Origin of the sequence: Pseudooceanicola onchidii (assembly GCF_004959925.1) — a bacterium.
Lineage (GTDB): Bacteria > Pseudomonadota > Alphaproteobacteria > Rhodobacterales > Rhodobacteraceae > Pseudooceanicola > Pseudooceanicola onchidii.
The window spans coordinates 312,689-333,756 of the sequence record NZ_SPUW01000002.1; the positions used below are offsets into that span (position 1 = coordinate 312,689).

Here is a 21,068-nt window from a genome sequence, read left to right on the forward strand (position 1 = left end):
GGGTTCCATCGCTTACAGAAACATGTTGCAATGTTCTGGTAGCCGTGGATTGATTGACTGGTCAATCAAAAACACGAAACCAAAAACCACAGGGAGTTCACATGCGCCTACTTTCCACAGTTTCCGCCCTGTCCCTCTGCCTTGCCGGTGCGGCAATGGCCGAGTGCGACAGCGTTGCGATGTCCGATGTCGGCTGGACCGACATCACCACCACCACCTCGGCCGCCAAGCACGTGCTGGAAGCGTTGGGTTATGATGTCGACGTCAAGATCCTGTCCGTTCCGGTGACCTTCGCGTCGCTTGAATCCGACGACGTTGACGTGTTCCTGGGCAACTGGATGCCCGCGCAATCCGGCGCCATCGGTCCCTACCTCGAGTCCGGTGAGATCGAATCGATCAACACCAACCTCGAAGGCACCAAGTACACGCTGGCCGTGCCGACCTACCTCTACGACAAAGGCCTGCAGTCTTACGCCGACATCCACAAGTTCAAGGACGAGCTGGACGGCAAGATCTACGGGATCGAGCCCGGCAACGAAGGCAACGCCTACCTCGTGTCGCTGACCGAAGAGAACAAGTTCGACCTCGAAGGTTTCGAAGTCGTCGAGTCCTCGGAGCAGGGCATGCTGGCGCAGGTGTCGCGTTTCTACAAGAAAGAGGAAGCGGTCGTCTTCCTTGGCTGGGAACCGCACCCGATGAACGCCAACTTCTCGCTCAAGTACCTGCCGGGCGGCGAAGATTTCTTCGGCGGTGAAGGTGTCGTGCACACTGTGACCCGCAAGGGCTTCTCGGAAGAATGCCCGAACCTCGGCAAGCTGTTCGGCCAGATGGACTTCTCGCTCGAGATGGAGAACGGCATCATGGGTCAGATCCTGGATGACGGCGCCGATCCGGACGACGCCACGATGGAGTGGATCAAGGCGAACCCGGACACCGTGATGGGCTGGGTCGACGGTGTCACCACCGTTGACGGTGCCGAAGGCGCCGCCGCCGTGAAGGAAAAGCTGGGTCTCTGATCCGGCATCCAGAACCCCGCCGCCGCAAGGCCGGCGGGGTTCGCATTTCTGGGCCGGCGTGCCCGGACAAGACGACAACGACCCCGAAAAGAGGGTCCAACACAGGGGATAGTGCCATTGGATTGGCTCACGGATAACAAGATACCTGTCGGCAAGGCGGCAGCGTCGATCTTCGAATGGGTGCGCGACAACGGGGAATGGTTCCTTGATTTCCTCTCCATGGTGATGGAGGCGCTGATCGACGGCATCCTCTTCGTCCTGCAGGGACCGCATCCGATGATCGTCGTCGCGGTCTTCGTCGCCCTCACCTATTACCTGCAGCGCAGCTGGAAGGTCGCGCTGTTTGTCCTGCTGGGCTTCCTGTTCATTCTGAACCAGGGCTACTGGGACGAAACCACGGAATCGCTGACGCTGGTGCTGTCGGCCTGCGTGGTCTGCATGGCCATCGGGGTGCCGATCGGCATCTTCACCGCGCACCGGCCCCGGGCCTATACCTACGTGCGGCCGATCCTCGACCTGATGCAGACGTTGCCCACCTTCGTCTACCTGATCCCCGCAATCGTGTTCTTCGGCATCGGGATGGTCCCGGGCCTGATCGCGACGGTGATCTTCGTGCTGCCCGCACCGATCCGGCTGACGCATCTGGGCGTGTCCTCGACCCCGCAGGCGCTGTTAGAGGCTGCGCGGGCCTTTGGCGCGACGCCCCGCCAGACGCTCTACAAGGTCGAACTGCCCTATGCGCTGCCGCAGATCATGGCGGGTCTGAACCAGACCATCATGCTGTCGCTGTCGATGGTCGTGGTCGCCGCGCTGGTCGGCGCCAACGGGCTTGGCGTGCCGGTCGTGCGGGCGCTGAACCAGGTGAACACGGCGCTCGGCTTTGAATCGGGCTTCGTCATCGTGGTGGTCGCGATCATGCTGGACCGCATCCTGAACCTTGGAGGCCGGAAATGAGCGTCGCCGTCGATATCGATAACGTCTCGATCGTCTTCGGGAAGGAACCCGACAAGGCGCTGCCCCTGATGGACAAGGGGCAGGAGCGTGGGGAAATCCAGGCTTCTACCGGCCAGGTTCTGGGCGTGCATGACTGCACCCTGCAGGTCGAAGAGGGCGAGATCCTCGTGCTCATGGGTCTGTCCGGGTCCGGCAAATCGACCCTGTTGCGGGCTGTTAACGGCCTGAACCCCGTCGTGCGCGGTGCGGTGAAGGTCAACGACGGCAACGGCATGGTCGATGTGACCCATTCCGACCCCGCGACCCTGCGGCGGCTGCGGATGCATCACATCGCCATGGTGTTCCAGCAGTTCGGCCTGCTGCCCTGGCGGACCGTGCGTGAAAACGTCGGGCTGCCGCTGGAATTGGCAGGGATGTCCACCAAGGAGGCCGACGCCAAGATCGACGAACAACTGGCGCTGGTCGGCCTGTCGGACTGGGCCGAACGCAAGGTGGGCGAGCTGTCGGGCGGCATGCAGCAGCGCGTCGGCCTGGCGCGGGCGTTCGTCACGCAGGCGCCGATCCTGCTGATGGACGAACCGTTCTCGGCGCTCGACCCGCTGATCCGGACCAAGCTGCAGGACGAACTTCTGGAACTGCAGCAGAAGTTGAAGCGCACGCTGATCTTCGTGTCCCACGACCTCGACGAGGCGTTCAAGCTGGGCAACAAGATCGCCATCATGGAGGGCGGCCGCATCGTGCAGATGGGCACCCCGCAGGATATCTTCCGCGATCCGAAGAACGACTACGTCAAGGATTTCGTGCAGCATATGAACCCGCTTGGCGTGCTGCGTGCACGGGATCTGATGCGGCCTGCGGCGGGAACCCCGGTGATGACGATCGAGGCCGACGGGCTGATCCGCGACAGCATGGAACAGATGATCGGATCGACCGGTCCGATCGGTGTGGTCGAAAACGGCGCCGTGATCGGAGAGCTGTCGAAGGACGACCTGCTGCGAGGTCTGGCGAACCCGTCTGGCGCGTGATTGGCCCGGTATAGGGTCGAAACAGACAGAGGGCGGCGCCCGACCGCGGGTGGGCGTCGTCCGGTTCCGGTCTTCGCTTTATGTCGCCTTCACCCGTTCGGTCTAACCCCGCGCTAACGGTGAAATAGCGCCCGCCCGGGGGGCGGTCGGGCGCTGCCCGGGCCGCTGCGCGGCCGCATCGGGCCGGGATCGACCACCCAACAAAAAAGCCAGCGGGATCCGCTGGCTTTTCTCATCTCTCAATCCGGGGGATTTTCAGTTCAACAGACCCGCGTGGCGCAGACCGGCGCGCAGCTTTTCCTTGGTGTCGTCCGTCACCGTCATCAGCGGCAGGCGCACTTCGTCGGAACACAGGCCCAGTTCGGACATGGCGAATTTGACCCCGCAGAGGCCCGGTTCGGTGAACACGGCCTCGTGCAGCGGCATCAGCCGGTCCTGGTAATCCAGCGCGGTCTTGTAGTCGCCCGCGGCGCAGGCCGCCTGCATCTCGGCGCAGAGCTTGGGCGCGACGTTCGCGGTGACCGAAATGCAGCCAACCCCGCCCATGGCGTTGAAGCCGACGGCGGTGGCGTCCTCTCCGGACAGCTGGATGAATTCGGCGCCGCAGGTCATGCGCTGCAGGGCGACGCGATCCAGTTTGGCGGTGGCATCCTTGACCCCGACGATGCGCGGCAGCTTCGCCAGTTCGCCCATGGTTTCGGGGGTCATGTCGATGACCGACCGGGGCGGGATGTTGTAGATGATGATCGGCAGGTCACAGGCGTCGTGCATCGCGGTGAAATGGGCGATCAGACCGCGCTGTGTCGGCTTGTTGTAATAGGGCGTGACCACCAGCGCGCCATCGGCGCCCACGTCGGCGGCATGCTTGATCAGACGCACGCCTTCCTTGGTGTTGTTCGCGCCCGCGCCGGCGATGACCGGAATGCGACCGGCGGCGAATTCCACGACCTTTTCGACGACGATCTCGTGTTCGCGCAGCGACAGGGTCGGCGATTCGCCGGTGGTGCCGACGGGAACCAGTCCGTTGGACCCCTGTTCCACATGCCAGTCGACCAGCTTTTTAAGGCACTCAAGATCCAACTCGCCGTCCTTGAACGGCGTGACGAGGGCGGGAAGTGACCCGTGAAACATGACACGCTCCTTTCGTGTGGCGGGTAGGCTGAGGCCGTCCCGGTTGCGGATCCCCGCCTGTGATCGTCACAGTCCTTGATGCGTCGCGGGGCTAGGTTACATTCGTCTGGTGTCTATCCGGGGTCTGCATCGGAAATGCAAGCAATACTGCGCCTTGGCGGGCTGCTCTTGGGGTTGGGTTGGCTTGGTACCGTGACGGTGCCGGGCGCGCAGGCCATGGACCACCTGATCCGCGATATCGTGCCGCGTCCGCTGGCCTCGGCCCTGTCGGCCGCGCGGTCGGGGGACTGGGACAAGGCGGCGTCGATCGCGGCGCGCGACGGCAAGGTGGCCGAGGATCTGATCCTCTGGACCCGGCTTCGTTCGGGCGCGGGCAGGCCGGACGAAATCCTGGCATTTCTTGACAGCAACGCCCATTGGCCCGGTCTTGATTACCTGCGCCGCCAAAGCGAACCCGCCTTCGACACCGCCAGTGACGCGCAGGTGCTTGAGTTCTTCGACGGCCGGACCCCGCAGACCGGAAAGGGCGCCTTGCGCCATGCGCTGGCGCTGGCTGAAACCGGGCAGGTGGGCGAGGCCGAGGCGACCATCGTGCTGGCCTGGCGGACGCTGGATCTGGACGCCGCCGAACACGACGCCTTCATCGCGCGCTACGGGACCCTGTTGCAGCCGCATCACGCCGCGCGCCTGTCACAGTCGATCTGGGAAGGCCGCAGCGGCGACATCACCCGGATGATCGAAATCGTCGGCGGCGATCAGGCCCGGCTGGCCCGCGCGCGACTGGCGCTGAAGGGGCAGGACGCCGGTGTCGATGCGCTGATCGATGCTCTGCCCGAGGCGATGAAGGACGATCCCGGGCTGGCCTATGACCGGTTCACCTGGCGCGTTGCCAAGGGGCTGCGCGACGATGCCAAGCAACTTCTGCTGGAACAGAGCCGCATTCCGAACGGTCTGGGCTATCCCGAGGACTGGGCGAACCACCGTCGGTCCTACGCCCGCGAGGAAATGCGCACCGGCAGCGCCGAGCGGGCCTATGAGATGGCGGCGAACCACCAGCTGACCGAAGGCGGCAGCTTTGCCGACCTTGAATGGCTGGCCGGGTACATTGCGCTGCGGTACCTCAAGCAGCCCGAGGTGGCGCTGACCCATTTCGTCCGGTTGCAGGCCAGGGTGCAGACGCCGATTTCCCTTGGTCGGGCGGGGTACTGGCGCGGCCGGGCGCTTGAAGCCTTGGGTCGGCAGGACGAGGCGGGCGCGGCCTACCGCGCCGGGGGGGATCAGCAGACGACCTTCTACGGGCTTCTGGCCGCTGAAAAGGCCGGTATTCCCTTTGATCAGAGCCTTGCGGGGCAGATGCAGGGCAAGCGCTGGCAAGAGACGACGCTGGCGCGCAGCGACCTTCGGGCGGCGGTGATGATGCTGCGGGCCGCCGGAGTGAATTTCGAAGCCGAACGTTTCCTGCGGCACATGGCGGAAACCGCGACGATGGAGGAACTTCTGAGCCTCGGTCGCATGGTCGAAGAGGCCGGGGATCCGCATCTTGAGGTGATGCTGGGCAAAGAGGCCGCGCAGCGTGGCATCGTCCTGCCGCGCCACTACTACGCCCTGCATCCGATGGTGGAACAGAAGCTTCCGATCGCCACCGAGATGGCGCTTGCGATCGCCCGGCGCGAAAGCGAATTCGATCCGTCGGTCACCTCGCAGGTCGGCGCACGCGGCCTGATGCAGCTGATGCCGCGCACCGCGCAGGCCATGGCGCAGAAGATCGGCGACAGCGAAGACGTGGCCGCGCGGCTGGGGCAATGGCCCTACAACGCGCGGCTCGGGTCGGCCTACCTGGCGCAGCTGGCGCGCGACTTCAACGGCAACGTCATGCTGGTGTCGGTTGGCTACAACGCCGGTCCCAGTCGCGCCGAAAGCTGGCGCGCGATCAACGGCGACCCGAGTTTGGGCGGCGTCGATCCTGTCGACTGGGTCGAACACATCCCCTTCCGCGAAACGCGCAACTACGTGCAGCGGGTGGCGGAAAGCCTGCCGATCTACCGCGCGCGGCTGGGCAAGCCGCCCCTGCCGGTGCCCTTCACGACCGAATTGATGGGATCAACGCTGACGACGTTCGCGCCACAGGGTGAATAGGCCCGCGCCGCAGACGATCACGGCCCCAAGGGCGACGTTGGCGCGGATGGTTTCGCCGAAGAAGGTCATCCCGATGATCGCCACGAAGACCAGCTGGAAATAGGCGAAGGGCTGCACGGCGCTGGCCTCGGCGACCTCGTAGGTGCGGATCAGCAGGTAGTGCCCAAGCGCCCCGGTCATGCACAGCGTCCCCATCCAGAGCGAATCCGTCAGCGTCATGGGTGTCCAGCTCCAGATGCCGACCAGGGTCATCATCACGCCGCCGGTGACACCAGTCCAGAAGAACGAGGTGGCCGAACTGTCCTTGCGCGACACGTAGCGGGTCAGCAGGCCATAGACCGCAAACATCAGCGCGGCGGCGAAGGGCAGCAGTGCATCCAGCGCGAAGACACCGAAGCCCGGCTTCAGCACGATCATGACGCCGACAAAGCCGATCCCGATCGCGGTCCAGCGGCGCCAGCCGACGGATTCGCCAAGGATAGGGCCTGAAAGCGCGGCAACCAGCAGCGGGTAGGACACGAAGACGGCGTGGGTCTCGACCAGCCCGAGACGATGGAAGGCGACGACCATCACGCAGATCTCGGCGGCCAGCAGTACGCCCCGGAAGACCTGCAACGGCAGCTGGGTGGTCCGGGCCGCCTGCGCCAGTCCGCCCGCCTTTCGCGACGCCAGTGCCATGACGAAGACCGCGAAGAACCAGTAGCGGATCATCACGATCATCAGGACGGGATAGTTTTCGGCCAGCAGGCGCGAAATGCCGTCCTGCGCCGCAAAGACCATGGTGGTCGCGATCATAAGCGTGATGCCAAGGCGCGTGTTCTGTTCGGTCATGGGCGGGTGGCTTTCGTCATGTGTCTTTTGCGGCCGAAGCCTGCGATGCGGTCCACGGTGAACCCGGCCTCGGCCAGGGCACGGCGCACGTGGCCAGCGGCGGTATAGGTGGCCGCCGTGCCACCGGACGCGGTGTGGTCATGCACGGCCTGCATCAGCGCGGGGTCCCAGAGTTCCGGGTTCTTGGCGGGGGCGAACCCATCAAGGAACCAGGCATCCGCCGCGCCGTCCCAGGCGGGCAGGGTGGCGCGCGCATCGCCGGTGACGATGGTCAGGTGCAGATCGGGCAGCGTGATCTCGTTGGGGCCCCAGTAGGGGCCCAGTTCGGTGACCAGATCGGCCACCTCGGGAAAGGCGGTCTGGGCGCGGATCATGTCATCGGGGGCCATGAGATAGGCCTCGAACGTGGTGAAGCGCAGCGGGCCTTCGGTACCCGATAACCGCCAGGCCCGCAGCGCGGCCAGCAGGTTCAGCCCGGTGCCGAAGCCCAGTTCGGCAATGTGGAACCCGGGGGCGAAGCGGGCGGGCAGGTCGTTGCCGGTCAGAAAGACATGGCCGGTTTCCGCCAGCCCGTTTTCCAGGCTGAAATAGGGGTCGTCGAACCGTGTCGACACGGGGGTCTTGCCCTCGCGCCACGTCAGGTCGGGCTCTTGGGGGCCGTTGGTCTGGCCGGACATGCTGGAAACCTCTAGAAACCGCGGGGCGCGGGCGGGCGCAGAATGCAGCGAGGGCCGGGGGATGACAAGGATCGACGTGACCATACGGGGGGCCGGGGCCTTTGGCCTGGGCTGTGCCTGGGCCTGTGCGAAACGCGGTGCGAAGGTGCGGGTGATCGACCCCTTCGGCGTGGCGGCGGGATCGTCCGGCGGGGTGGTCGGCGCGCTGGCGCCGCATGTGCCCGAGAACTGGAATGCGAAAAAGCAGTTCCAGCTGGAGAGCCTGTTGATGGCGGCGGATTGGTGGGCCGAAATCGAGACTAAGTCGCAGCTTAGTGCCGGTTATGGACGCCTGGGCCGCATCCAGCCGCTGGCCGATGACAAGGCCGTCGCCCTTGCCCGGGGGCGCGAAGTCACGGCGGCTGACCTGTGGGGCGATCATGCGACATGGCGGGTGGTCGACGATGGCGGGGCCTTTGCGCCGGTCAGCCCGACGGGGCTTTTCGTGCATGACACGCTGTCGGCCCGCATGCATCCGCGCAAAGCCTGCCTTGCGCTGGCCGAGGCGATCCGGCGCGCTGGCGGAGAGATCGTGACGGACGCCCCCGAAGAGGGCGCGGTGATCCACGCCACCGGTACCCCGGGGCTGGAGGAGATGAGCACCCAGGCCGGGCGCAAGATCGGGGTCGGCGTGAAGGGACAGGCGGCGCTTCTGGCCCATGATGCGGGGGCGGTGCCGCAGGTGTTCGCGGGTGGGGTGCACGTGGTGCCCCATGCGGACGGGACGGTCGCCATCGGATCGACCAGCGAACGCGATTATGACGACCCGACCTCGACCGATGCGCAGCTGGACGCGGTGATCGCGGCCGCGCGGGCGGCGGTGCCCGCGCTGGCAGACGCCCCCGTGATCCAGCGTTGGGCCGGGGTGCGCCCCCGGTCGCGAAGCCGGGCGCCGATGCTGGGCAACTGGCCGGAGCGGCCCGGGCATTTCATCGCCAACGGCGGTTTCAAGATCGGGTTCGGCATGACCCCCAAGGTGTCCGAAGTCATGGCCGATCTGGTGCTGAATGGGCAGGACGCCATCCCCGACGACTTCCGGGCCGAGGCGCTTTTCCCCTGATCAGGGTCTATGTCAGCCAGCCAAAGGCGCGCCGCAGGAAATCCCGCGCGTGGGTGGTGACCGGCGTGCCATGGGCCATCAGCACGCGTTGCGCAGGCCAGTCCAGGATCTGATCCACCTGGGGGCGCACGGCCGCGCGCGGGCGCAGCGCCATGCGGAACTTGCGCGGCACCTGCGGTTCGGTGCCGGTCATCAGATCCAGCCGCGCCACGATCCTCCGCCAGCCGGTGAACCAGTCGGGGGCGAGGTTCTGCAGCAGGTCCGTGAAGATCACCGTGCCGCTGGCGCGGTGAAACAGCACAAGCTCGTCCGCGATCGAGTTGGGCAGGATCACCTGGTCGATCTCACCGCCCCAGGCCAGGTGCGGGGTGCCGGTCAGATCCGAGGCGAACCGAACCTCGGGCCGTTTCGCGGCAACGCCCGGCATCGCGTGGACCAGCGCGTCGGGAAAGGCGGTGTGCCAGTCCGGCAGGGACATGTGATGCAAGGCGTTCGGCGCGATGATGTGGCGGACAGGGCCAAGGGCGGTGACCTCGGCTTTCAGCGCCCCGTCCAGCGCGGTCGGGGACCAGATCACCAGATCGTCGGCACCAAGCCGGATCACGGCCATGCGGGTGGGATAGTGAAACCCGGCCATGCCGTCCACTACGGGGCCGTCGTTCATCCAGATCCCGGGTCCGAAGGATTGCAGCATGGGGCCTCCTGATCTGACCTAAGCACAAACGCGAAATGCGCGCCACGGGGACGCGCATTTCTGTGATTCAGAGACTGAAAATCGGATCAGGACGGGCTTTTGGCAAACCGCAGGTAGGGCAGCTTCTTGTCCAGTGCGCCGTATTTTTCCTCGGCCTGTTCGTCGTTCAGCGACAGGGCCACGATCACGTCGTCGCCGGGCACCCAGTTGGCGGGCGCGGCCAGCGGCACGTTGTAGGTCGCCTGCAGCGCGTCCAGTGCGCGCAGCACCTCGGCGAAGTTGCGGCCGATGGTCATCGGGTAGGTCATCATCAGCTTCAACTTCTTGTCCGGGCCGATGATGAAGACGGACCGCACGGTGGCGCTGTCGGCGGGCGTCGGGCTGTCGGGCAGGTAGGCCTCGGCTGGCAGCATGTCGAAGGCCTTGGCCACCTCGAGCCCCTTGTCGGCGATGATCGGGAAGCCCGCCTTGGATCCGGCAAAGCTTTCGATGTCACCTTTCCACTTCTTGTGGTCCTCGACGCTGTCGACGGAAATGCCCATCACCTTGGTGCCGCGCTTGTCCCATTCGTCGGCCAGCTGCGCGACGGCGCCGAATTCGGTGGTGCAGACGGGGGTGAAATCCTTGGGGTGGGAAAACAGGATCGCCCAGCTGTCGCCGATCCAGTCATGCAGGGACAGGGTGCCCTGATCGGTTTCAACGGTCAGGTCGGGGATGGTGTCGTTAATGCGAAGTGCCATGTGTGCCTCCTTGGTCAAACCACTTTGAGACTTATCTAGATACCGCACATCTGATTTGCACCCCCTCGCCTTGCAAGGTCGGGGGTGGGGTGACAGAGTGGCGCGTAATTTTCGGGACCGCCGTCCGCATTGCGGAATGGCGCCCAGATCTGGGAGAGAACGATGATCGAGAAACGCCAGTTTTACATCAACGGGGAATGGGTCGATCCCGTCACCCCGAACGACCACAATGTGATCGACCCGTCGACGGAAGAGCCCTGCGCGGTGATCTCCCTCGGGTCCGAGGCGGATGTCGACAAGGCGGTTGCGGCGGCCAAGGCGGCCTTCCCCGCGTGGATGAAGACCTCCCCCGAGGAGCGGATCGCGCTGTGCGAGAAGTTCCTGGAAATCTACGCCTCGCGTCAGGATGACATGGGCGCCGCGATCTCGATGGAGATGGGTGCGCCGATCGACATGTCCAAGCAGCAGCAGTGGGGCGCGGGCTACGGTCACACCAAGGACTTCATCAAGGCCGCCAAGGAGTTCGCCTTTGTCCGCCCGCTTGGCGATCACGCGCCGAACACCCGCATTGTGTACGAGGCTTTCGGGGTCTGCGCGATGATCACGCCCTGGAACTGGCCGATGAACCAGGTCACGCTCAAGGTGATCGCGGGCCTGATCGCCGGCTGCACCATGGTGCTGAAACCCTCCGAGGAAAGCCCGCTGAACGCGCTGCTTTTTGCCGAGATGATGGACGAGGCCGGCGTGCCCGCGGGCGTCTTCAACCTGATCAACGGCGACGGCGCCGGGGTCGGCACCGCGCTGACCGGCCACAAGGACGTCGACATGGTCAGCTTCACCGGCTCGACCCGTGCCGGTATCGCGATTTCGCAGAACGCCGCGAAAACGCTGAAGAAGGTGCATCTTGAGCTTGGCGGCAAGGGCGCCAACGTGATCTTCGCCGATGCCGACGACAAGGCGGTGAAGCGCGGCGTGCTGCACATGATGAACAACTCGGGCCAGTCGTGCAACGCGCCCTCGCGGATGCTGGTGCAGCGCGAACGCTATGACGCGGCGGTCGAGGAAGCGGCGGCGGTCGCCAATGCCGTGACCGTCGGGTCGGCGCACGACTCGGGCCGCCACATCGGCCCGGTCGTGAACGAGACGCAGTTCAACAAGATCCAGGACCTGATCCAGAAGGGCATCGACGAAGGCGCCCGCCTGGTCGCCGGCGGCACGGGCCGCCCCGAAGGTCTGAACCGCGGCTTCTTCGTCAAGCCGACCGTCTTTGCCGACGCCAACAACCAGATGACCATCGCGCGCGAGGAAATCTTTGGCCCGGTCCTGACGATCATGCCCTTCGACACCGAAGAAGAGGCGATCGAGATCGCGAACGACACCCCCTATGGCCTGACGAACTATGTCCAGACCACCGACGGCGACAAGGCGAACCGCATGGCGCTGTCGCTGCGGTCCGGCATGGTGGAAATGAACGGCCAGTCGCGTGGCGCGGGCGCGCCGTTCGGCGGCATGAAGATGTCGGGGCGGGGCCGTGAAGGCGGCGTCTGGGGGCTTGAGGACTTCATGGAAGTGAAGGCCGTGTCCGGTTGGGATGCAAAAACCGCCTGATCAGGCAATCCAGTTTTACTATTGGTTCGGGCGCGGCATTGCTGCGCCCGAAGTTTTTTGCAACAGCGCGGTTGCGGTCTAATCTGGTTCCGTTAGGTAAGATTCGCGAAGGGGAAAGGGATCGGGGCATGGCACCTGCAATCATCACTGATCGCTTCGGCTTCGCATTGGCCGGCAGCGTGTTTTGCGCGGCCCTGCTGATCCTGACGGTCGGCTGGGGCTTCAACGTCGCGGCCCTGGTGCGCCCGGGGCCCGGGGCAAATGCACTTGTTCCCGGGTCTGCGCTGGTGCTGGCGCTTCTTTCCTTTGCCTCGCTTCCGATCCTGTCCGAACGGGTGGCGCTGGTGCAGATTGGCGCGGTGATCCTGGCGCTGATCTTCGTGGTTGCCGTGGGCCTTCCGGCGCTTCTGGCCCATATGCCGGCCAATGGCTGGCTGGTCTTTCCGCCGCGTCTCGGCGACGGGTTCTCCCTGGCCTCACAGGCCGGGGCCCTGCTGGCGGCGATCACACCGCTGGTCCGGTTGCGGGTCTTCCAGCGCCTGTCGGGTCTTGGCGTGACGGCGGCTTTTCTCGGGTTGGTCTATTTCCTCTGCGCCACGGTTCTGATCGCCCTCCTCCCGTGGGAGATCAATGCGATCCCGACGCTGCAGTACCTGTCGCTGCACACCTCGACGCTCTTCACCGTGCTTTTCGCGGCCCAGCTTGTCATCCAGCTGAATAGCGATGCGGTGCTAGCGGATGATGACGACATCCTCTCGGTCTGACCCGACATTGCCACCGGGCGCGCAGGCCTGCTAAACGGCGCCAGTGCCAAAAGGGGTGCCCGCGTGTCCGATCCCACCTTCATTGCCGTCACCGTGCTGAAACGGGATGCCTTTTCCGAAACTGTGTCGGGTCATATGTCCGACCGGCCGGACCAGCGCGTCGCCTACCGTCGGCTCGAGGGCCTGCCGCTCTGGTCGCAGCCGATCGCCCAGTTCCTGGCGCGGCGCGAGGCGCGGGCGTTGCGGGCCGTGCAGGGGATCGAGGGCTGCCCGGTGCTGCTGCGCGCCGACCGGCGCGGCATCCTGCGCGACTGGTCCGATGGCACGCCGCTGCACCTGGCGAAACCTGCCGATCCGGCCTTCTACCGCGATGCCCGGCGGCTGCTGCGTGACATGCGGCGGCGAGGCGTGACCCACAACGACATCGCGAAACCGCAGAACTGGCTGATGACGCCAGACGGACGCGCGGCCGTGATCGACTTTCAGCTGGCCTCCGTGCACCGACGGCGCGGGCCACTTTTCCGCACCATGGCGCGCGAGGATCTGCGCCACCTGCTGAAACAGAAACGCGCCTACCTGCCATCGGCCCTGACGCCCTCGGAAATCGCCATGCTCAACCGCAAGGCGCTGCCCGCGCGGATCTGGATGGCCACGGCCAAGCCGCTTTACAATTTCATCACGCGGCGCCTGATGAACTGGTCCGATGGTGAAGGCACCGAGGACCGGATCGACCGCGATGGCCCGGTGATCGCCCGCGCGCTCGACCGGCCCGAGGTCACGGGATACGTCACCTGCACCTTCTCGCTGCCGGGCAAGGGCGTGGGTCTATATACCTTTGCAGAGACTGATCTGGACGAAGCGACCCTGCGCGGGCCCCTTCCCGACGGGCTGCCTGATCACCTGCATCCGGTCGCCGCGCTGCCCCGTCAGGATGGCCGCGTCGACGAGGCGCTGCTGGCGCTCATCGCCGCCAACCGCATTGACGAGGTCGAGGCGCACCTGACCGCCCATCCCGATCTGCGGCCCCAGGCTGATCCGATCCTTGCCAGCCGCCGCAACCTCACCGATCGCTACCTGCGTCCCTGACTTCCCCTGGTTTCATATCCTGGGGGGGCCGCAGGCGGGGGGCAACGCCCCCCTCGACGCTTAAAACGGGACCGGCGCCTTGAAAGTCATGCCGACGCCACCGTCGGGATGCAGCAGGCGCAGCTCTTCCGAATGCAGCATCAGCCGGGGGTGATCCAGCGCCGCGCCCGTCGCATAGAAGGGATCGCCCAGGATCGGATGCCCAAGCGCCAGCATGTGCACGCGCAGCTGGTGCGACCGGCCGGTCTTGGGCATCAGCCGCACGCGCGTCTCGTCCTCGCCATACCGCTGCACACGCCAGTCGGTCTGTGCGGCCCGGCCGTTTTCGTGATCCACCATCTGCCTGGGCCGGTTCGGCCAGTCGACGTTCAGCGGCAGGTCGACCGTCCCCGTGCGCGGCTCCAACCGCCCGGCGACGCGCGCGACATAGGTCTTCTTGGTGCGGCGGTGTTCGAACTGCAGGCCCAGATGGCGCTGCGCATGGGGCGTCAGCGCAAAGACCATGATGCCCGAGGTGTCGCGGTCGAGCCGGTGCACCAGCAGCGCGGTCGGAAAGGCGGCCTGGATGCGGGTCAGCAGACAGTCGGCCAGATGGTCGCCCTTGCCGGGCACCGACAACAGCCCCGCCGGTTTGTCGACCAGCAGGATCTCGTGATCCTCGTGGATCACCTCAAGCGGGGTGTCGGGCGGGCAATAGTCGGTCATGCGGGCTCTTACCCTTTGCGCGGGGCAAGGGAAAGCCGGGCCTCGATCCGGGACAGGGGTCAGGGCGTCTGCGGCAGCCCGTCGGTGATGTCGTAATAATCGCCCTTGTCGGCTGTGAAGATGTGCTTTTCCAACCGCAGGCCCGTCGGGCCGTCCAGCGCGCCAAGCGCAAAGCTCAGCGTGTCCTCATCATGCGCTTTCCAGAACAGGAAGGATCCGCAGGTCGGGCAGAACCCGCGCCGGGCCGTGGCCGAGGCTTCGAACCAGCTGACCGGCCCGCTGATGGTCACCGCCGTTTCCGGGGCGAAGGCCGACGACCAGGTATGGCCCGACATCTTGCGGCACTGGCTGCAGTGACAGACCGAGGCACCCCGCACCGGGCCGTCGACCCGAAAGGTGCAGGCGCCGCACAGGCAGGATCCAGTCCTCACTGGATGTCGCGCGCCGCGAAGGTCGCGTCGAGGATCGCGGTAAGCTCAGTCGCATCGGTTTCGGTGAAGGCGTCGGGCTGGTCGCTGTCGATGTCCAGCACGGCGATCACGGCGCCCGAGGCATCGCGCACCGGGATCACCAGTTCGGACCGGGTCGAGGACGCGCAGGCGATATGGCCCGGGAAGGCATCAACATCCGGCACCAACTGCGTTTCGCCAGTGCGCGCCGCCGCGCCGCAGACCCCACGCGAAAACGGGATGACAAGGCAGCCGTGCCCGCCCTGATAGGGGCCGATCTTCAGCAGCCCGGGTTCGGTCACGCGGTAGAACCCAGTCCAGTCAAAACGATCGTCGCTGTGGTGCAATTCGCAGGCCAGCGTGGCCATCAGCGCGACGGTGTCGGTCTCGCCCTCGGTCAGCGAGGCGATGGTGCGGGCAAGGGCGGGATAGTCGGGCATTCAGGGCCCCTCCGGATTGTCGGCGAACCATTGCACGATCTGCGGCATCATCGGTTCGAATCCACCGGGCAGAAAGACGTTCTGAAGCGCGGCCGGGGCGTCGCCGAGGTTGCGAAAATCATGGGTGACCCCGGCGGGGACGCGGATGAAATCACCGGGCTTCATCGGGCGCCAGTCTTCCCCAACGAGGATCTCGAAGGTGCCTTCGGTGCCGAAGAACAGCTCGTCATTGGCGTCGTGCGAATGGGCACCGACGCCGGTGAACCCGGGCTGCATCACCCACTCGGACACGGCATAGCGGTCGCCGGTCTCGGCTCCGTCGGCCTTGAAATGCGCGGTCAGGCGGCCGCAGTCATAGCTGCGTCCGCCGCGTGCGGGCAGGTGAATCGGGGCCGGATCAGACACGTTCGATGGCGATGGCGGTGCCCTCACCCCCTCCGATGCAGATGGCGGCGATCCCGCGTTTCAGCCCACGCTTTTCCAGCGCGTTCAGCAGGGTGACCATGATCCGCGCGCCCGAGGCGCCGATCGGGTGGCCAAGGGCACAGGCGCCGCCGTTGACGTTCACCACGTCGCGCGACAGCCCCATCTCGTGCATGAAGGCCATGGGCACGACCGCGAAGGCCTCGTTCACCTCCCACAGGTCGACGTCGTCCTTGGTCCAGCCAATCCGGTCCAGCAGCTTCTGCGCCGCAGGGACGGGGGCGGTTGGGAACAGGGCCGGGGCCTGGGCGTGGCTGGCGTGGCCCAGGATGCGGGCGCGGATCGGCAGGCCCTGTGCTTCGGCCGCGTCGCGAGTGGCCAGGATCAGCGCCGCCGCCCCGTCCGAGATGGACGAGGAATTGGCAGGCGTCACCGTGCCGTCCTTGCGGAAGGCGGGTTTCAGATGCGGGATCTTCTCGGGGCGCGCGGTGCCGGGCTGTTCATCTTCGCCCACCACGACCTCTCCCTTGCGGGTCTTCACGGTCACGGCGGCGATTTCACCGTCGAAGGCACCGGATTTCTGCGCGTCCAGCGCGTTCTGCAGCGACCGCAGGGCATAGTCGTCCTGCGCTTCGCGGGTGAACTGGAAGGCCTCGGCGCAGTCTTCGGCGAAGGTGCCCATCAGGCGGCCCTTGTCATATGCGTCCTCAAGCCCGTCGAGGAACATGTGATCTTTGACCTCGGCATGGCCCAGCCGCGCGCCGCCGCGCATCTTGGGCAGCAGGTAGGGGGCGTTCGACATCGATTCCATGCCGCCCGCGACCATCACCTCGGCCTGACCAAGCGCCAGCCGATCCCAGGCCATCATCGCGGCTTTCATGCCGGACCCGCACATCTTGTTCAGCGTGGTGGCGGGGACCTCTTCACCCAGACCGGCGGCAAAGCCGGCCTGCCGTGCCGGGGCCTGCCCCTGGCCTGCAGGCAGGACGCAGCCCATCAGGACCTCGTCCACCTTCGGGTTGCCTGCCCCGTCCAGGGCCGCGCGGATGGCGGTGCCGCCAAGCGTTGCGGCCTCGACCCCGTCGAAGGCGCCCTGAAAGCCGCCCATGGCTGTGCGGGCGGCGCCCGCGATCACGACATCCTGCATGATGATCCTCCCTTGTCGGGGACTGAATACCGGATGGTAAGGATTGGCGTCTAGGGTCCGCCTGAGGAGTGTGGAGTGGACGCTATGAAACTGAATGCCGAAATGACGCAGGATGTCCTGCTGATCCATGTGGATGAACCACGTATCGACGCCGCCGTGGCGATCCGGTTCAAGGACCGGATGCGCGACCTGACAGATGGCGCGACGGGTCGGGTGGTGTTGAACCTCGCGGGGGTCGAATTCATCGATTCCAGCGGGCTTGGCGCGATCGTCACGGCGATGAAGCAACTGCCCGATGGGGCGGTTCTGGAACTGGCCGACCTGATGCCCAATGTGGACCGGGTGTTCCGGCTGACCCGGATGGATTCGGTCTTCACCATTCACGACACGGCGGCGGAGGCCAAACGCGACCATGCCTGTTGACCCCATGACCCGCGACGGCGGGACGGTGTCCAGTCAACCGATGGTGCGGGGGCTTGCCCCGGCACTGATCCTGCGGGCCGACCTGATGGCCGTGCGCGATGCCCTGGGAACCGTCGTGGGCGATCTGGGCGAACAGGGCCTTACGGTCGAGGAACTTGGATCGGTCGAACTGGTCCTGGCCGAGGTGCTGAACAATATCGTCGAACATGCCTACCTGGGCGATGCGTCGGGTGAAATCCAGCTGTGGTGGACCCTGGGGCGCAGCGGTTTGCACGTGCGCATCGCCGATGCGGGGCGCGCCATGCCTGATGGCAAGATTCCCCTGACGCTGGAACGCAGGGCCTCAGACCATGCCGCCATGGTGCCCGAGGGCGGATTCGGCTGGTTCCTGATCGTGGGGCTGGCGCACAACATCGTCTACCGGCGCGAACGCGGGATGAACGTGCTGACCTTCCGCATGGTGGTCGGCGGCGGGGATTCGCCGGGCGATTGACCTGATTGCCTGAATTGATCTCCATTCCGGGTCAATCGTCCGAAAATCGCAGGATTGTCGCGATCAGGCCGGGGAATCGCATCCGCGTCAGGTTGCGTGAAAGGAATGTGGCGCGGGTAAGGTCAAAGATCCTCGAGAATTCTCAAAATGGCCCGAAACGCTCCGCATGAGCGCCCGAGTTGACCGCGATACAGTAAGGGTAGCTGCATGGCTTCCCTCGGCGTCGCGTCAATTCAGCCCCCACCCAGTACGCGGCGCCGAGGTCTACTTCCCCCCCAAATCGGAAACGCCTATGGTCCCCACAACTTCGAGGGAGGCACCATGCGCGATCTTCAACTTCCGGGCCGTTCGCCCGTCTGGGCAGAACACGGCGTCTGCGCCACATCGTCCCCCATTGCAGCCGAGGCTGCGGTCCAGATGCTCAAGGACGGTGGCAATGCGCTGGACGCGGCCATCGCAGGCGCGGTCCTGTTGGGTGTGACCGAACCGCATATGTGCGGGCTGGGCGGCGATTGCTTTGCGCTGATCTCGCCTGCCGGAACCGACGACATCCATGCCTTCAACGGATCTGGCCGCGCCGTGGCCAAGGCCGACCCGCAGGTGCTGCGCGATCAGGGCCACGCCACCGTGCCGCTGACCGACCCTCTGGCCGTTACGGTGCCGGGCGCGGTCGACGGGTTCTTCCGGATGAACGCCCTTTGGGGTCGCAAGGGCATGGACGAGGTGCTGGCCCCCGCGATCCGCTATTTCGATCAGGGTGTGGCAATGGCGTCCCGCGTGACGGCGGATTACGCGCAGCTTGCCGACAAGATGACCGACACCGCGCGCAGGCATTTCCTGCCCTGGGGGCGGGCGCCGAAACCCGGTGACCGGCTGGCAATGCCGGGCCAGGCCGAGGTGCTGCGGCGACTGGCCAAGGACGGCGCCAAGGCCTTTTACGAGGGCGAGGTGGCCGAGGACATCATCGACGCGCTCAAGAAACTGGGCGGCCCGCACGAGCTGGACGACCTGGCCCAGCACGCCGGCATGCAGACCGACCCGATCCATGGCGACTACCACGGGACTGAGCTGTGGGAGCACCCGCCGAACGGGCAGGGCGCCACCGCGATCCTGCTGGCCAACATGCTGGCGCAGTTCGATATCGCCGCGATGGATCCGCGTGGGGCCGAACGCGCGCATATCGAGGCCGAGGCGACGCGCCTGGCCTATGACGCGCGCAACCGCTTTGTCGCCGATCCCGACCACATGACGCAGCTCGACTACATGCTCGATCTGGACACGGCACGGAAACTGGCCGCGCTGATCGACCGGAAAAAGGCCACCGCGACCCTGATCCAGGGCGCCGAGGCGGTGCACAAGGACACGGTCTATATCACCGTGGTCGATCGCGACCGCATGTCCGTATCGCTGATCTATTCGGTCTTTCATGGCTTTGGCTCGGGCATCTGTTCCGACAAGTTCGGCATCATGCTGCAGAACCGGGGCGCCGGTTTCAGTCTGACCCCCGGCCACGAGAACGAGATGGCGCCGGGCAAGCGTCCAATGCACACGATCATTCCGGGCATGCTCAAGCAGGGTGGCAAGGTCATCATGCCCTTCGGCGTCATGGGCGGGGCCTACCAGGCGACCGGCCACGCGCGGTTCCTGTCCAACATCGTCGATTTCGGCATGGACCCGCAGGAGGCGATGGACTGCCCGCGCCTGTTTGCCGAAGGTGACACCCTGACCGTCGAACGCGGCTATGCGCCCGAGGTGCGGCAGGCCCTGGCCGACATGGGCCACAAGGTCGAAGACCCGGGCACGCCGATCGGCGGCAGCCAGGCGATCCGGATCCACGACAACGGCTTTCTCGAGGCCGGGTCGGACCATCGCAAGGATGGCTGTGCCATCGGGTACTAATGAAACGGGGCCCTGCGGGGCCCCTTTTTCTATCAGTTCAGCTGGAAGTGCAGCGGATAGGCCCCGTCCTGGAACGGGCCGAACAGATCGGGGATGTCGGGATGGTCGACCGGTTCGCCGGAATAATCGGCCACCAGGTTCTGTTCCGACACGTAGGCGACGTAGTAGCTTTGGTCGTTTTCGGCCAGCAGGTGATAGAAGGGCTGTTCGCGCGACGGGCGCGCATCTTCGGGAATGGCGTCGTACCACTCCTCAGTGTTGTTGAATTCCGGGTCCACATCGAAGACTACACCCCGGAAGGGATGTTTCTTGTGGCGGACCACTTGGCCCAAATGATATTTGGCGCGAGTCTTCAGCATCATAAATTCAGCCCCTTGAGTGTGTTAATACCAACAGGACCGGGTAAGAGTCCAACAAAGTAACCGGAAATTAAGGAAACACTCTGTGGAACTCGCCTTTACAGTGCTTGAAATTGTCGCGCCAGTCTTCCTTTTGGCGGCGATCGGGTTTGTCTGGGTCAAGGCCGGCTTCGAATACAGGGTGGAGTTCGTCACGCGCCTTGCGATGACGCTGTCGGTGCCCTGCCTGATCTTCGTCGCGCTGATGCAGGCCAAGATCGATCCCAAGGCGCTGACCGCGCTGTCGCTGGCCTCGGTCGTGGCCTACGGCGCGCTGACTGTGATCGTGGCGCTGGTGCTTTGGGCGACGGGACGCAGCCAGCGGACCTACCAGGCGCCGCTGGTCTTTGGCAACACGGGCAACCTTGGCCTGCCGCTGGCGCTGTTCGCCTTTGGCGAGACGGGGCTGAGCTATGCGGTCGTGGTCTTTGCGGTCATGGCGATCTGGTCCTTCACCTACGGCATCTGGATCGTGTCGGGCGGCGGATCCGCTCTCAAGGCGCTGAAGGAACCGCTGGTCTGGGGCACGGTGTTGGGCGGGCTGTTCCTGTGGCAGGGTTGGCAGACGCCGGTGTTCCTGACCAACACGCTGGACCTGATCGGTCAGATGGCGATTCCGCTGATGCTGATCACCCTGGGCGTCGCGGTGGCCCGTCTGACCCCGGGCAGCATGGCGATCGCGGTGGTCATGTCGGTGGCCAAGATGGTGATCTGCGTGGCGGTGGCCTGGGGCGTCGGCCTGTATTTCCAGCTGGATGACGTGGCCTTCGCGGTGCTGGTCCTGCAGATCGCGACGCCGATCGCCGTGACCTCGTACCTGCTGGCAGAAAAGTACGGCGCGGACAGCCAGGCGGTGGCGGGGCTGGTCGTGGCCTCGACCCTGTTGTCGGTGGCCTACCTGCCGCTGTTGCTGGCGGTTCTGCTCTGACC

At 65.5% G+C, this 21,068-nt stretch carries 23 protein-coding genes; 12 read left to right on the forward strand and 11 right to left on the reverse strand.

Annotation, left to right across the window (positions count from 1 at the left end; translation table 11 throughout):
• Positions 1 to 155 precede the first annotated feature (155 nt).
• From choX to choV, 3 genes are all read left to right on the forward strand, one after another.
• A complete protein-coding gene (gene choX / locus E4S58_RS09430) occupies positions 156 to 1,016 on the forward strand; it encodes a choline ABC transporter substrate-binding protein (RefSeq protein WP_240789548.1) in 861 nt (286 codons plus the stop codon).
• Between the two features lie 117 nt (positions 1,017 to 1,133).
• Complete coding sequence (gene choW / locus E4S58_RS09435) at positions 1,134 to 1,970, forward strand: choline ABC transporter permease subunit (protein ID WP_136636162.1); 837 nt, start codon at positions 1,134 to 1,136, stop codon at positions 1,968 to 1,970.
• Complete coding sequence (gene choV, locus E4S58_RS09440) at positions 1,967 to 2,995, forward strand: choline ABC transporter ATP-binding protein (RefSeq protein WP_136636163.1); 1,029 nt, start codon at positions 1,967 to 1,969, stop codon at positions 2,993 to 2,995. Before choW ends, choV begins: the two co-directional genes overlap by 4 nt.
• Positions 2,996 to 3,250: 255 nt before the next feature.
• Here choV and dapA read toward each other — a convergent pair whose 3' ends face one another.
• Positions 3,251 to 4,126 carry a 4-hydroxy-tetrahydrodipicolinate synthase gene (gene dapA / locus E4S58_RS09445; RefSeq protein ID WP_136636164.1) on the reverse strand — a complete coding sequence of 292 codons (876 nt, stop codon included), beginning with the start codon at positions 4,124 to 4,126 and terminating at the stop codon, positions 3,251 to 3,253.
• A 135-nt stretch (positions 4,127 to 4,261) separates the two neighbouring features.
• Here dapA and E4S58_RS09450 point away from each other — a divergent pair, with 135 nt between their 5' ends.
• Entirely contained in the window at positions 4,262 to 6,262 is a 2,001-nt protein-coding gene (locus E4S58_RS09450; RefSeq protein ID WP_136636165.1) for a lytic transglycosylase domain-containing protein, read from the forward strand.
• Here the strand turns inward: E4S58_RS09450 and E4S58_RS09455 are convergent.
• Positions 6,227 to 7,093: a DMT family transporter gene (locus E4S58_RS09455; protein ID WP_136636166.1), complete on the reverse strand. Its 867-nt coding sequence runs from the start codon at positions 7,091 to 7,093 to the stop codon at positions 6,227 to 6,229. The genes E4S58_RS09450 and E4S58_RS09455 overlap by 36 nt on opposite strands.
• The gene (gene mnmC2, locus E4S58_RS09460; RefSeq protein WP_136636167.1) at positions 7,090 to 7,770 is read right to left on the reverse strand and encodes a tRNA (5-methylaminomethyl-2-thiouridine)(34)-methyltransferase MnmC2; all 681 of its coding nucleotides are present in this window, start codon (positions 7,768 to 7,770) and stop codon (positions 7,090 to 7,092) included. Before mnmC2 ends, E4S58_RS09455 begins: the two co-directional genes overlap by 4 nt.
• A gap of 61 nt (positions 7,771 to 7,831) precedes the next feature.
• Here mnmC2 and E4S58_RS09465 point away from each other — a divergent pair, with 61 nt between their 5' ends.
• Complete coding sequence (locus E4S58_RS09465; RefSeq protein ID WP_136636168.1) at positions 7,832 to 8,869, forward strand: NAD(P)/FAD-dependent oxidoreductase; 1,038 nt, start codon at positions 7,832 to 7,834, stop codon at positions 8,867 to 8,869.
• A 7-nt stretch (positions 8,870 to 8,876) separates the two neighbouring features.
• Here the strand turns inward: E4S58_RS09465 and E4S58_RS09470 are convergent, their stop codons facing one another.
• Both E4S58_RS09470 and E4S58_RS09475 read right to left on the reverse strand, forming a co-directional pair.
• A complete protein-coding gene (locus E4S58_RS09470; protein WP_136636169.1) occupies positions 8,877 to 9,563 on the reverse strand; it encodes a DUF4336 domain-containing protein in 687 nt (228 codons plus the stop codon).
• A gap of 86 nt (positions 9,564 to 9,649) precedes the next feature.
• On the reverse strand, positions 9,650 to 10,303 hold the full coding sequence (locus E4S58_RS09475) for a peroxiredoxin (protein WP_136636170.1): 654 nt from the start codon (positions 10,301 to 10,303) through the stop codon (positions 9,650 to 9,652).
• Positions 10,304 to 10,465: 162 nt separating this feature from the next.
• Here E4S58_RS09475 and E4S58_RS09480 point away from each other — a divergent pair, with 162 nt between their 5' ends.
• The 3 genes from E4S58_RS09480 (at position 10,466) to E4S58_RS09490 (ending at position 13,761) form a co-directional block, all read left to right on the forward strand.
• Positions 10,466 to 11,911 (forward strand): aldehyde dehydrogenase family protein, encoded by a 1,446-nt coding sequence (locus tag E4S58_RS09480; protein ID WP_136636171.1) that lies wholly within the window; start codon positions 10,466 to 10,468, stop codon positions 11,909 to 11,911.
• A gap of 128 nt (positions 11,912 to 12,039) precedes the next feature.
• Complete coding sequence (locus E4S58_RS09485) at positions 12,040 to 12,675, forward strand: hypothetical protein (RefSeq protein ID WP_136636172.1); 636 nt, start codon at positions 12,040 to 12,042, stop codon at positions 12,673 to 12,675.
• A 63-nt stretch (positions 12,676 to 12,738) separates the two neighbouring features.
• Positions 12,739 to 13,761, forward strand: a complete 1,023-nt coding sequence (locus tag E4S58_RS09490; RefSeq protein WP_136636173.1) for a serine/threonine protein kinase — start codon at positions 12,739 to 12,741, stop codon at positions 13,759 to 13,761.
• A gap of 60 nt (positions 13,762 to 13,821) precedes the next feature.
• On the opposite strand, the gene E4S58_RS09495 is transcribed toward E4S58_RS09490, so the two are convergent.
• The 5 genes from E4S58_RS09495 to E4S58_RS09515 are packed head-to-tail and all read right to left on the reverse strand — an operon-like array spanning position 13,822 to position 16,925.
• The gene (locus E4S58_RS09495) at positions 13,822 to 14,466 is read right to left on the reverse strand and encodes an RluA family pseudouridine synthase (RefSeq protein WP_136636174.1); all 645 of its coding nucleotides are present in this window, start codon (positions 14,464 to 14,466) and stop codon (positions 13,822 to 13,824) included.
• 59 nt (positions 14,467 to 14,525) lie between these two features.
• Positions 14,526 to 14,897: a GFA family protein gene (locus E4S58_RS09500; protein ID WP_136636175.1), complete on the reverse strand. Its 372-nt coding sequence runs from the start codon at positions 14,895 to 14,897 to the stop codon at positions 14,526 to 14,528.
• Positions 14,894 to 15,355, reverse strand: a complete 462-nt coding sequence (locus E4S58_RS09505; RefSeq protein WP_136636176.1) for a GAF domain-containing protein — start codon at positions 15,353 to 15,355, stop codon at positions 14,894 to 14,896. Before E4S58_RS09505 ends, E4S58_RS09500 begins: the two co-directional genes overlap by 4 nt.
• Positions 15,356 to 15,760 (reverse strand): cupin domain-containing protein, encoded by a 405-nt coding sequence (locus E4S58_RS09510; protein WP_136636177.1) that lies wholly within the window; start codon positions 15,758 to 15,760, stop codon positions 15,356 to 15,358.
• Complete coding sequence (locus E4S58_RS09515) at positions 15,753 to 16,925, reverse strand: thiolase family protein (protein ID WP_136636178.1); 1,173 nt, start codon at positions 16,923 to 16,925, stop codon at positions 15,753 to 15,755. Before E4S58_RS09515 ends, E4S58_RS09510 begins: the two co-directional genes overlap by 8 nt.
• 84 nt (positions 16,926 to 17,009) lie before the next feature.
• Here E4S58_RS09515 and E4S58_RS09520 point away from each other — a divergent pair, with 84 nt between their 5' ends.
• The 3 genes from E4S58_RS09520 (at position 17,010) to ggt (ending at position 19,740) form a co-directional block, all read left to right on the forward strand.
• Positions 17,010 to 17,348 carry an STAS domain-containing protein gene (locus tag E4S58_RS09520; protein WP_136636179.1) on the forward strand — a complete coding sequence of 113 codons (339 nt, stop codon included), beginning with the start codon at positions 17,010 to 17,012 and terminating at the stop codon, positions 17,346 to 17,348.
• Entirely contained in the window at positions 17,338 to 17,841 is a 504-nt protein-coding gene (locus E4S58_RS09525; RefSeq protein WP_240789515.1) for an ATP-binding protein, read from the forward strand. Before E4S58_RS09520 ends, E4S58_RS09525 begins: the two co-directional genes overlap by 11 nt.
• A 321-nt stretch (positions 17,842 to 18,162) precedes the next feature.
• Positions 18,163 to 19,740, forward strand: a complete 1,578-nt coding sequence (ggt, locus tag E4S58_RS09530; protein ID WP_136636180.1) for a gamma-glutamyltransferase — start codon at positions 18,163 to 18,165, stop codon at positions 19,738 to 19,740.
• A 32-nt stretch (positions 19,741 to 19,772) separates the two neighbouring features.
• On the opposite strand, the gene hspQ is transcribed toward ggt, so the two are convergent.
• A complete protein-coding gene (hspQ, locus tag E4S58_RS09535) occupies positions 19,773 to 20,099 on the reverse strand; it encodes a heat shock protein HspQ (RefSeq protein ID WP_136636806.1) in 327 nt (108 codons plus the stop codon).
• 85 nt (positions 20,100 to 20,184) lie between these two features.
• Here hspQ and E4S58_RS09540 point away from each other — a divergent pair, with 85 nt between their 5' ends.
• Positions 20,185 to 21,066, forward strand: a complete 882-nt coding sequence (locus E4S58_RS09540) for an AEC family transporter (RefSeq protein ID WP_136636181.1) — start codon at positions 20,185 to 20,187, stop codon at positions 21,064 to 21,066.
• Positions 21,067 to 21,068: the final 2 nt, after the last annotated feature.

What these genes read in the sequence shown, in the direction of transcription:
- E4S58_RS09515 (WP_136636178.1), bottom strand. Translation starts at nt 16,925, where the DNA reads ATGCAGGATGTCGTGATCGCGGGCGCCGCCCGCACAGCCATGGGCGGC.
- dapA (WP_136636164.1), bottom strand. Translation starts at nt 4,126, where the DNA reads ATGTTTCACGGGTCACTTCCCGCCCTCGTCACGCCGTTCAAGGACGGC.
- E4S58_RS09465 (WP_136636168.1), top strand. Translation starts at nt 7,832, where the DNA reads ATGACAAGGATCGACGTGACCATACGGGGGGCCGGGGCCTTTGGCCTG.
- hspQ (WP_136636806.1), bottom strand. Translation starts at nt 20,099, where the DNA reads ATGCTGAAGACTCGCGCCAAATATCATTTGGGCCAAGTGGTCCGCCAC.
- E4S58_RS09505 (WP_136636176.1), bottom strand. Translation starts at nt 15,355, where the DNA reads ATGCCCGACTATCCCGCCCTTGCCCGCACCATCGCCTCGCTGACCGAG.
- ggt (WP_136636180.1), top strand. Translation starts at nt 18,163, where the DNA reads ATGCGCGATCTTCAACTTCCGGGCCGTTCGCCCGTCTGGGCAGAACAC.
- choX (WP_240789548.1), top strand. Translation starts at nt 156, where the DNA reads ATGGCCGAGTGCGACAGCGTTGCGATGTCCGATGTCGGCTGGACCGAC.
- E4S58_RS09470 (WP_136636169.1), bottom strand. Translation starts at nt 9,563, where the DNA reads ATGCTGCAATCCTTCGGACCCGGGATCTGGATGAACGACGGCCCCGTA.
- choV (WP_136636163.1), top strand. Translation starts at nt 1,967, where the DNA reads ATGAGCGTCGCCGTCGATATCGATAACGTCTCGATCGTCTTCGGGAAG.
- E4S58_RS09520 (WP_136636179.1), top strand. Translation starts at nt 17,010, where the DNA reads ATGAAACTGAATGCCGAAATGACGCAGGATGTCCTGCTGATCCATGTG.
- E4S58_RS09450 (WP_136636165.1), top strand. Translation starts at nt 4,262, where the DNA reads ATGCAAGCAATACTGCGCCTTGGCGGGCTGCTCTTGGGGTTGGGTTGG.
- E4S58_RS09480 (WP_136636171.1), top strand. Translation starts at nt 10,466, where the DNA reads ATGATCGAGAAACGCCAGTTTTACATCAACGGGGAATGGGTCGATCCC.
- E4S58_RS09495 (WP_136636174.1), bottom strand. Translation starts at nt 14,466, where the DNA reads ATGACCGACTATTGCCCGCCCGACACCCCGCTTGAGGTGATCCACGAG.
- E4S58_RS09525 (WP_240789515.1), top strand. Translation starts at nt 17,338, where the DNA reads ATGCCTGTTGACCCCATGACCCGCGACGGCGGGACGGTGTCCAGTCAA.
- E4S58_RS09485 (WP_136636172.1), top strand. Translation starts at nt 12,040, where the DNA reads ATGGCACCTGCAATCATCACTGATCGCTTCGGCTTCGCATTGGCCGGC.
- E4S58_RS09455 (WP_136636166.1), bottom strand. Translation starts at nt 7,093, where the DNA reads ATGACCGAACAGAACACGCGCCTTGGCATCACGCTTATGATCGCGACC.
- mnmC2 (WP_136636167.1), bottom strand. Translation starts at nt 7,770, where the DNA reads ATGTCCGGCCAGACCAACGGCCCCCAAGAGCCCGACCTGACGTGGCGC.
- E4S58_RS09475 (WP_136636170.1), bottom strand. Translation starts at nt 10,303, where the DNA reads ATGGCACTTCGCATTAACGACACCATCCCCGACCTGACCGTTGAAACC.